Genomic DNA, 12,855 nt, shown 5'->3' on the forward strand with positions numbered 1-12,855 from the left:
TTTTAAAAGACCGATAAGACTAGATAAATACTAGTCTCATCGGTCTAAAAACCAACTCAAAATGTCCTATAGGCCAAAATATCTTATAGGTATAGTGAACGCTATAGATGCCCATTCAGTAACAAACTAAAAAAAGTCTGTGTAACCTATTCAAAGAATACAAGAGCAGCAGAAAAAGCAGCATTTACTGAACTCCAAGCTAAAATCCAAAAGGCTATCAGTGTTGTTTTAACCGATGATAAAACATTGGATGAGTTAATTAAAGAATACTTACAATATAAAAAGTCTTTCATTAAACCTACAACATATCATGAATATGAACGTCTACAAAAATTAGTAACAGAAAGTTTTCCGGATGATATATTACTATGTAAGCTATCATCTGCACTCATTCAAAAGACAATCAATAAATTATTAGAAGACTATTCCTATTCTTACATTAAAGATTTTTTCAGCCTTATACGTCAATCATTAAAATATGCAAGGCGTATGGAATATATCCGTTCTCTTAAATTTTTAGATAACATAGAACTTCAAAAGCCACCTAAAACAGTAGATGAAGTAAAGAAAGAGCGTACTAAATTTTTAACCAAAGAAGAGCTTGTAGATTTGCTGCAAAAAATTAAAGCTATCAATCCACATGTATCTCTTATATGTGAATTTCAGTCATTAACCGGATTACGTATTGGCGAACTCTTAGCACTACGGCCACAGGATTACGATAAAAAGACAATGACTATTGATGTAAACGGTACGCTTTGTTCTGTCGGTAGTTTGAAGAATGTAGAAAATAGGCTTTCGCCTAAAAATGTTTATTCTATTCGTACCGTCTCACTTGATGAAAGAGCCAATCAAATTATTAAGTTTTTCATCTCTTTGAATAAGCAGCGTAAATTTGCCAATTATAAGTTCAAAGATTATAACTACATTTTTGTAACTGATGGTGGCTTACCTTTTGATTTACGTTATATCAATAAGGTTCTAAAGAAAACCAACTTTCATAAGCCTGTTAGCACGCATACTTTTAGACATACCCATATTTCTCTATTGGCTGAAGCTAACGTTCCTTTGAAAGCTATAATGGAACGTGTAGGCCACAATGAACCACGAACTACTTTAGCCGTATATACTCACGTAACAAATGCAATGGCTGAAGAAGTAAAACTTGCTATCAATGATATAGGCAAAAAAATATCCAGTAAATAATATAAAAAGTGTGCCCCCATGAGTGCCCCCATGAGTACATAGGCAATAGCCGGCCATTGATTTTACTTGCACCGTTGCCCCTGTACTCATTGTCCGCTCCAATCAATAAAAACTCAACGATGATAAACGATTCGGCAACATTCGAACTTACACGAAAGTCGAACCGTAAGCAACCGTGACCATCAGAGAATAAAAAAGGACTTCATACGAAGTCCTTTTTTATTCTTCTATTTCCGGTTCACCATACAATCTTACCATACCTGTTCTGGTTACTAACCATGTTCCACCACTTTTACGGCATTCATCTTCAGTAAAACGTGGCGGCTTGCCCTTCTGACCCAAGCAATTTTGCTGAATAACGGCTTGTACTTTGCCCCAAATTTGAGCTGCCTCTTTAGTTGTCATAACTTCTTCAATAGCTTTCATTGTTTATCCTTCCCCTATACCATCCGCTTACGGTTCCATACTTTACGTTTCCGTTGTGCATTTACATATCTAATCCGATACACGATATTTTTCAAAACATTGGCAATCATAATAAGCAATGCCCCGATTAGGCCTTGACCATCCATAACCTCATTAAGGAAGAAGTATGCCAAAATGGCCGCAAAGACCGGTTCCATGGAGAAGATTAAACCCGTGCGGGACGGTGATAAGTAACGCTGTACGATGCTTTGCATAACGAAGCAAAAAGCACTGCATATAACGGCTAAGCCTAAAATAGCCCCCCACTGCATACCCGTTTGTGGTAAATGAGGCGTTTCAAAAATATACGCACTAAGCCCGCTAAAGATAGCAATAGCACCAAACTGCATCAACGTGGCCGGAAACATATCCTTCTCATTGGCTATCCGACCGACGACTACAATGTAAACAGCGTAACCGAAGGCGCCCCACAAACAATAAAGAGCCCCTATATCGAGGGATAAACCGTCTTTGACAGTAAAGAGCACTAAGCCCACAAAGGCCAAGGCAATACTTAAGATAGTTAGCATGGGCGGCATCTTACGCTGCCAGACACCTTCTATAATCGGCACTAATACAACCGCGGTGGTACCTAAAAAAGCCGCTGTTGACGCGGTGGTATGTTTTAAGCCCACAATCGTGCCGATTAACGAAGCATACACCATAAATCCGAGAAATAATCCTTTAGCGACCGTTCGTTTGGAACAAATTTTTATTGTTTTTAAAAGTAACGGTAATACACATACAAAAGCGATTGTGAATCGTAAACACATGAGCGTAAACGGATCCACCCCGGTCAGCGCAATTTTCATCAATAAATAGGATGAACTCCATGAAAACGTAACAAACAGCATCATTAGCTCAGCTTGCTTTACGGACATTTCCAATCTCCTCAATTCATCATATAACACACACTCAAATTATAACTACATATTGCAAAAACGATTTGCCCACACAACAGTGCAACAAATCGTAATTACAAAGCACAATATTAGCGCTACAAACCTAACAGAATTTGTTCACGCTCAATACACATTAGCTACTCTTTTATCCTAGTGTATATCATCTGAAAAATAAAAACAAGCTAAATTCTTATGCTTAAAACCTATTAATTTAATGAGACTTTACCCGTTTCCAGAGTAAAACTACCATCCTGATTGCGAATTTCCAACTCTTCTTTTTGTGCTTTCAAAGCTGGGTCATTAGGCGTTCCCAATAAACGACCATATAAGAAGTGATAGCATACGAATGCAACGAGTGCCACAACAACGGTTAGTAAGAACATGTTGGTAAAACCTACGATTTCTTTAACGCCACCCAACACATAAGGACCAAAACCGAGGCCGATATCAAGGGCAATAAAGTAAGTGGATGTAGCAATCCCGATGCGATGGAACGGTACCATTTTGACTACTACGGCCTGTCCGTTGGACATGTACGTGCCATATCCGAGACCTACAAAAACAGCGGATAATAAAATCATCCACGATGCATCGGCAAAAGCTAACAACAAAATCCCGATGGCCAACGAAATAAAGCAGGGATACAATACATAGTTTTCACCTTTACGGTCAAAAATCAAACCCAAAGACGGACGCGTCAAGGTAATGACTACCGCATAGACAACGAAGAACCAGGTACCGGCCTGTACCATATTAATATCACGGGTATAGGACGCCATAAAGCCTAAAATCCCGGAATATGCAAAACCAACAAGAACCGAAATCAACGTGATGGAATTAACCCGCGGTTCCAAATAATCGGAAATACGGCGCCCCGATTCTTCTTTTTTAATAGCTTCACTGAACTGAGGTTCTTCGTATTTCATACTTAACGCAGCAATCACGCAAAGGATTACAAGACCAACACAGATTGCCACGATAGTGCGGAAGCCGGTGAGTGACAAAAGAAAAATCCCCAAGAACGGGCCGATAGCGGCAGCCAAACTGGTACTCAAACCATAATAGTTGATGCCTTCGCCACGGCGAGCTTTCGGAATAACGCTGGCCACGATAGTGCTGGTGGCGGTTGAAGTAATACCGTAAGCAAAGCCATTGATGAATCTGATTGTGTCAAGCACAATTAAGTTTGGAATGTAAAAGTACAACGCCGTCGAAATCAAATAAATTCCTAAACCGGCATAAAGTACTTTGCGACTTCCCAAAGTACTTACAAAGCGACCGGCAAAAACGCGGGCCACGACGGTACCGATAATATAAATCCCTACAGCCAAACCAGCTTGACTTGAAGTAGCATGTAATGTATCTTTTGCCACTACCGCAATAATTACGATTAATAAATAATAAATCAAAAATACCAATAAATTAATCACTGTGTCCAGCACAAACGGCAATGTCCACAGTCTCTCTTTGTGAGCCTCCATACCTAAAGCATCTCCTTGAAAAAACATTGACATGAAATTGTACGTACTACAGAGGCTAATTATATTCGTTTAAACAATTTATGTAAAATTATAAAAGAAAAACTCAGAAATAAATTTTATTAATAACTCATCAAAAAACGCAAAGATACCGCAATCATTACTTTTGGACAATTAAGGATTGCGGTATCTTCAATTATCTATATTAGATTTTTTTACGCAAAAAAGCAGTATCCGTGGTTAACCACAGATACTACTTTTTATTTTAGATTATCTAATTACCGAGCAAAAATTATATAATCTTAAGAAACTACGTTTCTCTTATAAAATAGAACGATAGATTTCTTCGATTTCAGCTTGAGATACGTCGCGAGGGTTACCTGGTGTACAAGCATCGTTTTTAGCGGATTCAGCCAAGAACGGAATGTCTTCTTCTTTAACACCGGCTTCGAGCAAGCTCTTAGGAATTTCTACATCGTCAGCTAATTTCTGGATAGCGTCGATTGCAGCTTTCTGGTATTCTTCTTTGCTCATGCCGTCAACGTTCTGAACGCCCATAGCTTTAGCAAGATCACGGTATTTTTCACCGGTTGCAGGTGCGTTGAATTTCAATACAGCTGTAAGCATCATAGCACAAGCTTTGCCATGTGGAATGTCATACAAAGCGCTCAAAGGATGTGCCATGGAGTGAACGATACCGAGGCCTACGTTGGAGAAGCCCATACCGGCAATGTACTGACCAAGAGCCATAGCTTCACGGCCTTTAGGGTCGCCGGCTACTGCGTCACGAAGGGAGCGGCCGATGATTTCGATAGCTTTCAAGTGAAGCATATCAGTCATTTCCCAAGCACCTTTAGTGATGAAACCTTCAACGGCATGAACTAAAGCATCCATACCGGTGGAAGCACATAAGCCTTTAGGCATACCCATGGATAAATCAGGGTCAACGATAGCTACGATTGGAATATCATGAGGGTCGGCACATACGAATTTACGACGTTTTTCTTCGTCAGTAATTACGTAGTTAATAGTAACTTCAGCGGCTGTACCGGAAGTAGTTGTTACCGCGATAATAGGTAAGCATTTGTTCTTAGTATCAGCAACACCTTCAAGGCTGCGAACATCAGCAAACTCAGGGTTTGTCATGATAATAGCAATAGCTTTACTGGTGTCGATAGTGCTGCCGCCGCCGATAGCTACGATACAATCAGCATTTGCTTTTTTACAAGCTTCTACGCCGTCTTGCACGTTCTTAATCGTAGGGTTTGGTTTTAAATCGTCAAAAATTTCATAGTCTACGCCGGCTTCATCCAATAAAGCAGTAACTTTAGTAGCTACGCCGAATTTAATCAAGTCTTTACCGGTGGTAACCAATACTTTTTTCAAATTGTTGGCTTTTAATTCGCCTACAATGTTATTGATTGCACCAAAGCCAAAGTAGGATGTTTCGTTAAGAATCATGCGATTAACCATTTGTGTTGCCTCCTAATCGAGAGAAATTAGAATTTACTTTTTGAAAAAATTTCCTTGCTTATACATTTCTGTATATGAACCCGGAATTCCTGCCGGAGTCATTTTTATTTGGTGCCACAACGTGCCGATGCAACGTCATGGCACCTATATGAAACCCTTACAAAGGTTACATAACTGATTTTATTTTTTATTACGCCATAAAACATCGGCTACCGGTGCTAATGCTTCTTTCTGAGCATCTGTCAGCGGTTTGATAGGTACACGGCAGTTTTCCTGCATAGGTGCACCTAATTCTTTAAGAGCCCATTTCATAACCGGATTGAATGGTACATGCACTTCATAGAATGCAAAGTAAGCATCAATCTTGCGTTGTAATTCTTTTAAAGCACCTAAATCTTCAGCATCTAATGCTTTGATTACATCAGCACACATTTTCGGATCCACATTGGATTGAGCGCCGATACAGCCGTCACCACCGGAGATTACCGATGGGATACAGTTGTTATCATAGCCCGTGTACACTTTGAATTCAGGATATTTAGGTTTTAAGAACTGAATATAGCGTTGCGTATGACGCAATACCGGATGTGTATCTTTAACACCTACCAAGTTATCGTGTTTTTCACGAAGGCGAAGCAATGTTTCAGCCGGAATATCAAAACCGGTACGATCACCATAATTATAGATATATACCGGACCATCAATGGCACTCAATACTTCATCAAAGTAAGCAAATACATCATCGCCGTTACAAGCGCTGTAATATGGACCTACAATAATAACCGCATCGGCACCGGCTTTAAGTACTTCATTGGAAAGCTGAATAGTTTCCGCTTTTACCATACGACCGGTACCGGCGATAACTTCCCAACGGCCTTTACCGTATTCAATGGCATCCAAGATAAATTCCTTGATTTCATCATATGAAAATGCATAGAATTCACCGGCGCTGCCCCCGGCCAATACGCCGTCAATACCGGCTTCAATCAACTGATCGTAAAATGCATGCATCTGATCGTAGTTAACTGTTTCGTCCGCATTCATCGATGTCAAAATCGGACATATATATTTTGCTTTCACAAGCCTTACCCCCTACTTCTTATTCAAATCGTATACCATTTCCATGTCGGCCCACCATTCATTTTTCTGAGCGCCTTCGATACGAGTTTGACACGGATCGGTTTCACGCCACCAACGCTGTGTTTCCGGATCATTGGCCATTTTTGCCATATCGTATTCAAAATCATCGCCTTCATAGACCATAATTGAAAACAGCAAATCGTCACGATTGAAAATCTGATAGTGTGTAATACCGCATTCACGAATCATTTTATTTACACTGGCGAATGGGTCGGCATGTAATGCCTTGTAATATTCCGCTTTTTCAGGGCGAAGTTTAATTACGCTGGCAAATACTTGAGGTTTATTTAATTTATATAATTTTTTGGCATTTTTAGAGAAAATATCAGGATCATCATGGAAGTATTCACGTACGGAGTTCAAATGATCCTTAAAGTTAGAATACAATTCCACAACCGGGAAGTTTGATGCATAAATTAAGCGACTATGGTCAAAAGTACCGGAAATAAAGTCTAATAAGTTCTTAACAAATACCTTATCTTCCGTAGCATAACCGGATACTTTACAATATACATTCGGCAAGGATGCCAATTTGGTCATCGCTTCTTTGTAGTCCGGCGTCAATTCCGTTACGTTACCGCAATGGTTAATAACTAATTTTAAGTCCGGAACTTGTGCTGCTGCCTGATAAATATCAATCAATTCGTCTACACGGTTACAGCTTTCAAAAATTAAGCCTGTGTCAGCCAATACTTCAAGGCCTTCAATGAAGCTGCGTTCCAAACAACGGCCCCGTGGGGAGCTGTCGATGTGAAGCGGTTCACGTACACCTACGATGCCGGCCGGCAAACGAACATGACCGCTCAAATTACGAGCGCGCATAATTTTTGCCAAAATCTTAGGGCTGTTCAACTTGAAGATAAATTCATCTTCTTTAATCGCGTCGTCGCAGTCCACTTCGATATAAATGCCCCCTTTAAAGTCTACGCCGGCTTTGGCGTATTCTCTAACCAGGTCATCCATGGAAAAGCTCTGCTGAATTACCCCTTTGCAGGAATTCAACCAAGGTAAATGTAATACATCCAAGTCCCATATATGTAAATGGGAGTCTACAATTTCCAACATGTTACCGTCTCCTTTAATGTAAGACATTCTTATAACAGGCTATCGTTGAATTTTAGCCATATAAGTGGATTGCCGACATTTCAGCCGGCAATCCTTGTCAGTACGTATTAGTCTTTAGATACACCATTCAAACCGTACCAAGCTACATATAAGAAGCAAGGTAATAAGAGTAAGAAGCTGGCACCGGTACCCCAGTGGTCGGCTACATAACCCATGAAGAACGGCATGAACGCACCACCTACGATACTCATAATTAACAAGCTGGCTGCTTTTTTAACTAAGCTGTTAGGAATTTTCACAACAGACAAAGCGAAGATTGTTGGGAAACTGATGGACATGAAGAAGAAGGATAACCAAAGCACGATAACGGCCGGTAAGTCATGTACGAACTGTAACACAACCATAATCCCTGCATTGATCAAAGAGTATGTAGCCAAGATTACGTTACTTTTAACCTTTTTCATGATAGGCGTTGTTACGATACGACCAAGTAAGAAGGCTACCAAGGCGATACTGAAGAAGTAAGCCGCTTCATGGTCAGCCAAACCATGCCAGTGTTCTACGGAGTAGTTAATGAAGAATGCGCCGGCACCTACTTGTGCAGCAATATACAAGAACTGAGCAATAACGCCTAAACGGAAATGACGGAAGGAGAATAATTTACCATAAGAGCTGTCAGTATCTTCTTCTACAACATCACCGGCTGCTTCGCTAACTTCAGCACCTTCCGGCATGCGTGTAAACACGAAGAGTGCCAATACAGCAAGTACTACTACGGCAATCCCTACATATACCATCTGAACGTTGGCCATGTTTTGGTCAATGTTGCCGTGGGATAAGGACAAGAACAATACGCCGCCAACGATTGGTCCTAAGAACTGACCAACACCGTTGAAGCTCTGTGCCATGTTGATACGGAACGCCGCATCTTCATCACTACCTAATTTGGTAATGTACGGGTTGGCATTTGTTTCCAAGCTGCCGAGACCGCAGGCGATAATAAAGAAGGCTAATAAGAATAAGTTAAAGCTTTGTTCGTTACTGGCCGGGATAATAAGTAAAGCGCCTAATGCATATAAGGCCAGACCCATAATGATACCGCCTTTGTAGCCGAATTTAGTAGCTACCATGGAGGCCGGAATTGCGATTACGAAGTAACCGCCGAAGTAAGCTGCTTGCAATAAGCCGGATACGGCTTTAGTAATACCTAAGTGATTTTGGAAGTTTTTATTCATAACATCCAAGAGGCCATAACTGAAACCCCAGAGGAAGAATAAAGAAGTTACTAACCAAAACGCGATTTTAATGTTTCTGCTGGTAACGAGTTTACCTGCGGCACCTTGTTGATTCATGTACAGTACCTCCTATTAGCTCAACGCACGATCGAGATGAACATAGCCGCCATCTACGAATACCCATTGACCGGTAGTATGCGAGGATTTAGGCGATAATACGAAAACTGCTGTGTCAGCGATTTCTTCAATTGTTGTGAAACGACGTTCCAACGGAATTTTGTCGGTAATAACTTTTTTACGAGCTTCCGGATCGTCAAATGTTTTAATCCAATTAGCGTATAAAGGTGTCCAGCATTCGCTGACTACTACGCAGTTGCTGCGTACGCCGTCATCCAATAAAGCGGCTGCCCATTCACGGGTAAGACCCAAGATAGCACCTTTAGCAGCTGCATAAGCACTGGTTTTACCTTGACCGGTTAACGCCGTTTTGGATGTGATGTTCAAGATAGAACCTTTGGATTTACGCAAGTAGTCTACCGATGCGTGTACCAATTCATAGTAGTGAGTCAAGTTGCCATGAATGCTCTTTTCAAATTCCTGCCAAGATGTAGTGTCGAGGTCTTTGTTGTCATTGGCACCGGCATTATTTACAATACCGTAGATGCCACCGCGACGAGCTGCTACATCATCAACGATGCCTTTGATTTTGTCAGTGTCGTTTAAGTCAATTTGAATGAATTCATAGTTAGTCGTGATAGCTTCCATATCTTTTTTGAATTCGTCAGTAATTGGCGAACGGGAAAGAATAATAGGAATCGCACCTTCACGGGCCAACGAAAGGGAAATACCACTGCCGATGCCTTTACCGCCACCGGTTACAAATACAACCTTGTCTTTTAATTGCAAATCCATGATACATACCTCCAATTTAAATTAACACTCTATACACCTATAAACCAACTAAGTCGCGTACCTCTTACCGGACTTACTGTTTATATTCCTTGGAAACACGGCCGACTCGATTCACACACAATCTCATCTGCCATGCGTCAGGCCTGCCGTACTATACGGTTGTGGCCAAGCGCCAAATTGAAAAGTCATTCTGTTCATTATGTTCTGCTTTCGTTAGTTTGCCGTCAGCTACTTCAACGATAGCATCTACAATTTCATAGCCTACTTCTTTAATTGTCTGTGTACCGTCCACTACGGTGCCCGCATTTAAGTCGATAGCATCATTCATATTGTTATATGTAAAGGTGTTGGACGATACTTTGATTGTCGGTGCAATCGGGCTGCCTGTCGGTGTGCCGCGACCGGTTGTGAATACTGCAATATTACATCCGCCGGCTACCATGCCGCTCAATTGTTCAATATCATTGCCCGGTGTATTCATAAAGGTTAAGCCTTTATCCACAATCGGTTTTGCATAATCTTTTACGGCTACTACCGGACTGTTACCGGCTTTATAAATACAACCTAAAGATTTTTCTTCAATACTGCTGAGGCCGCCTTCAATATTGCCCGGACTCGGGTTAGCACCGCGAATATCCGCATTGGAGTCGATAACTTCTTGTTCAAACCCTTTGATGGTACTCATGATTTGTTCACTGACAACACCATTGATACCGCGTTTTGCCAAGATATGTTCCGCCCCGATAAGTTCGGTTGTTTCCGCTAAGATTACGGCCCCGCCGTGACTGACTACGATATCGGAAGCTACGCCGAGCGCCGGATTGGCACTTAAACCGGAGAAGCTGTCGCTGCCGCCGCATTCAGTACCGAGTACTACATCCGCCAAGGTACCTTCACTGCGTTCTTCTTTTAAAGCTTCGGCCAACATATTTTTAACAATTTCTGTGCCACGACGAATACTCTTTTCCGTACCGCCGGTGGCCTGAATTGTGAAAAATTCTACTTTCTTATACGGTGCGCGAGCTTTAATTTCTTCAGCTACGGTGTGAGCCTGCACTACTTCACAACCGAGGCCGACTACCAAAACGCCATATACGTTTGGATTAGCTGCGGTGCCTACAATAACATCTTTCGTCTGATCCGCATCATAGGAAAGTTCGCTACAACCGTGTTGATGATTTACATATACAACTTTGGTGTCATCACGACGTTCCACATCACTGTACATAACACCGTTGGCAATACGTTCTACTACTTTGTTGGCGCAGTGAACGCTTGGGATTACCAAGATATGATTGCGGAAACCGAAGCTGCCATCACTGCGGCGATACCCGGTCAATTTATAGCTGTCTTTACCTTTTTCAATATTTGTCTTACGTTCTACATCTTGATCAATATCGCGAACTTCCGAATCCAAGTCGCCGCGACCGCGTTCGCCTTCGATATTGTGAACATGAACCCATTGGCCCGGTTCAATATCTACTTCAGCTACACCGATATGGGAATCATATTTAATAACGGGACTGCCTTTGGCGATTCGTTCCGTCGCAAATTTGTGACCTTTTGGAATCGGTTCTTTAATCACTACGCCAAGAACCTCTTCGCCAACTTGTAAGGGCTCAATAGCTGTTGCTACATTATCAATTGAGCCTACATGAATACCTTTCATCTGTTACACCTCCACAATGCACTTGTTTACAGGTTTAAGCCGGTCATTGCCAAGCTTCTAAAAAGAGTAACTTCTTCACACGCATTTTGTATATTTTCACAAACTTGTACTGATATACATACTTTTAATTACAGTCTAAATTCAACCTGTTCGCATATAAGAATTGTTTTTGTGTTTCGCATATACAAACACAAATATCATTTACGTACTATTTATGTTCTTATCATATACTTATCATACGTAAAAGTCAATAACATTCGTATATACGCAATAACTATTTGTCATAATAGCAATAATCAAAAGCACTAAATTGCGAAAATCATATTATGGTATGCATATACGAACAAACGTGATACAATATATATGCAAATTATATACGTTAAAGATTTTGGCATAATAAACTACCTTTAAATAAAACAATCTTGAGAAAGGAGGTTTTTAATATGCCTTCCAAAAAATTAATTAAACATGATGCCTTGCCATCCGATTGCACACCTTCGCCCACACAACATAAACCGACTTTGCGAGTTATTAAGATTCTTGAAACAGTGGCCGGCAGTAACGGATTAACCTTGTCGCAAATTGCTACACAGCTCGATTGTCCAAAAAGTACGCTCACCCCTATTTTAAAAACATTAGTAGATAATAACTTCTTACTCTGCGAAGACGAATCTCTAATATATACTATTGGTAAACAGGCCTTCATCATCGGCAATACGTACCAGCATAACGGAGATATTTTGACACTCATTAAGGACCAAATGGAGACTATGTCTTCCTTGTGTAAAGAAACCATCCACCTGGGTGTCTTGGAAGGCAATGAAATTATGTACCTGCAAAAGGTAAACAGTCCGAAACCATTGCAGCTGATTTCCTCCATCGGCAAACGCTTACCGGCTTATGCCACCGCCTTAGGCAAAGCCTTATTATACGACCACTCCTTGGAGGACTTACGCCAACTGTTCCCGAATTCATTACCGCAGTTAACCGAGAATACCATTCCTACGGTAGATGCACTCTATCAGGATATCCATAAAGACTCTAATGATGAATTTACTTACGAAGAGGAGGAAATCACAAAATACGCCCGCTGTATTGCCATGCCGCTGCGCGTAAACAACCAAATCGTGGCCGCCCTCAGCATTAGTTTCATTGTCTTTGACGCTACACCGGAACACATTACGAACATAAAATATATTTTAAGACGTTTCGGTACCGTCATTGCCAAACTTATGGAAACTAAAAACTTCCAATACTAATTCAATATAGGTATCAATACACAAAAAGTTCCCTATCACAACCGTACTCAA

At 40.9% G+C, this 12,855-nt stretch carries 11 protein-coding genes; 2 read left to right on the plus strand and 9 right to left on the minus strand.

The features are described 5' to 3' along the window. The first annotated feature begins 246 nt into the window (after positions 1-246). Positions 247-1,206, plus strand: a complete 960-nt coding sequence (locus tag EO124_RS00005; RefSeq protein WP_127057784.1) for a tyrosine-type recombinase/integrase — start codon at positions 247-249, stop codon at positions 1,204-1,206. Positions 1,207-1,425: 219 nt separating this feature from the next. Here EO124_RS00005 and EO124_RS00010 read toward each other — a convergent pair whose 3' ends face one another. From EO124_RS00010 to EO124_RS00050, 9 genes are all read right to left on the minus strand, one after another. After that, entirely contained in the window at positions 1,426-1,632 is a 207-nt protein-coding gene (locus tag EO124_RS00010) for a helix-turn-helix domain-containing protein (RefSeq protein ID WP_127057785.1), read from the minus strand. Between the two features lie 14 nt (positions 1,633-1,646). Further along, entirely contained in the window at positions 1,647-2,552 is a 906-nt protein-coding gene (locus EO124_RS00015) for a DMT family transporter (RefSeq protein WP_127057786.1), read from the minus strand. Positions 2,553-2,779: 227 nt separating this feature from the next. Then, the gene (locus tag EO124_RS00020) at positions 2,780-4,054 is read right to left on the minus strand and encodes an MFS transporter (RefSeq protein ID WP_127057923.1); all 1,275 of its coding nucleotides are present in this window, start codon (positions 4,052-4,054) and stop codon (positions 2,780-2,782) included. A gap of 318 nt (positions 4,055-4,372) precedes the next feature. Continuing rightward, positions 4,373-5,524: a lactaldehyde reductase gene (gene fucO, locus EO124_RS00025; RefSeq protein ID WP_127057787.1), complete on the minus strand. Its 1,152-nt coding sequence runs from the start codon at positions 5,522-5,524 to the stop codon at positions 4,373-4,375. Between the two features lie 180 nt (positions 5,525-5,704). Beyond that, positions 5,705-6,604: a dihydrodipicolinate synthase family protein gene (locus EO124_RS00030; RefSeq protein WP_127057788.1), complete on the minus strand. Its 900-nt coding sequence runs from the start codon at positions 6,602-6,604 to the stop codon at positions 5,705-5,707. 12 nt (positions 6,605-6,616) lie between these two features. Next, a complete protein-coding gene (locus tag EO124_RS00035; protein ID WP_127057789.1) occupies positions 6,617-7,729 on the minus strand; it encodes an L-rhamnose mutarotase in 1,113 nt (370 codons plus the stop codon). Positions 7,730-7,836: 107 nt separating this feature from the next. Then, positions 7,837-9,081, minus strand: a complete 1,245-nt coding sequence (gene fucP, locus EO124_RS00040) for an L-fucose:H+ symporter permease (RefSeq protein ID WP_021841216.1) — start codon at positions 9,079-9,081, stop codon at positions 7,837-7,839. Positions 9,082-9,096: 15 nt separating this feature from the next. Then, positions 9,097-9,876 carry an SDR family oxidoreductase gene (locus tag EO124_RS00045; RefSeq protein WP_021841215.1) on the minus strand — a complete coding sequence of 260 codons (780 nt, stop codon included), beginning with the start codon at positions 9,874-9,876 and terminating at the stop codon, positions 9,097-9,099. Between the two features lie 151 nt (positions 9,877-10,027). Beyond that, a complete protein-coding gene (locus EO124_RS00050) occupies positions 10,028-11,545 on the minus strand; it encodes a UxaA family hydrolase (RefSeq protein ID WP_127057790.1) in 1,518 nt (505 codons plus the stop codon). A 443-nt stretch (positions 11,546-11,988) separates the two neighbouring features. Here EO124_RS00050 and EO124_RS00055 point away from each other — a divergent pair, with 443 nt between their 5' ends. Beyond that, positions 11,989-12,804, plus strand: a complete 816-nt coding sequence (locus EO124_RS00055; protein WP_127057791.1) for an IclR family transcriptional regulator — start codon at positions 11,989-11,991, stop codon at positions 12,802-12,804. The last annotated feature ends 51 nt before the right edge of the window (positions 12,805-12,855 follow it).

The sequence above is a fragment of the Veillonella ratti genome, assembly GCF_003992115.1.
Taxonomy (GTDB): domain Bacteria; phylum Bacillota; class Negativicutes; order Veillonellales; family Veillonellaceae; genus Veillonella_A; species Veillonella_A ratti.

What these genes read in the sequence shown, in the direction of transcription:
- fucO (WP_127057787.1), bottom strand. Translation starts at nt 5,524, where the DNA reads ATGGTTAATCGCATGATTCTTAACGAAACATCCTACTTTGGCTTTGGT.
- EO124_RS00055 (WP_127057791.1), top strand. Translation starts at nt 11,989, where the DNA reads ATGCCTTCCAAAAAATTAATTAAACATGATGCCTTGCCATCCGATTGC.
- EO124_RS00045 (WP_021841215.1), bottom strand. Translation starts at nt 9,876, where the DNA reads ATGGATTTGCAATTAAAAGACAAGGTTGTATTTGTAACCGGTGGCGGT.
- EO124_RS00035 (WP_127057789.1), bottom strand. Translation starts at nt 7,729, where the DNA reads ATGTTGGAAATTGTAGACTCCCATTTACATATATGGGACTTGGATGTA.
- EO124_RS00015 (WP_127057786.1), bottom strand. Translation starts at nt 2,552, where the DNA reads ATGTCCGTAAAGCAAGCTGAGCTAATGATGCTGTTTGTTACGTTTTCA.
- fucP (WP_021841216.1), bottom strand. Translation starts at nt 9,081, where the DNA reads ATGAATCAACAAGGTGCCGCAGGTAAACTCGTTACCAGCAGAAACATT.
- EO124_RS00050 (WP_127057790.1), bottom strand. Translation starts at nt 11,545, where the DNA reads ATGAAAGGTATTCATGTAGGCTCAATTGATAATGTAGCAACAGCTATT.
- EO124_RS00020 (WP_127057923.1), bottom strand. Translation starts at nt 4,054, where the DNA reads ATGGAGGCTCACAAAGAGAGACTGTGGACATTGCCGTTTGTGCTGGAC.
- EO124_RS00010 (WP_127057785.1), bottom strand. Translation starts at nt 1,632, where the DNA reads ATGAAAGCTATTGAAGAAGTTATGACAACTAAAGAGGCAGCTCAAATT.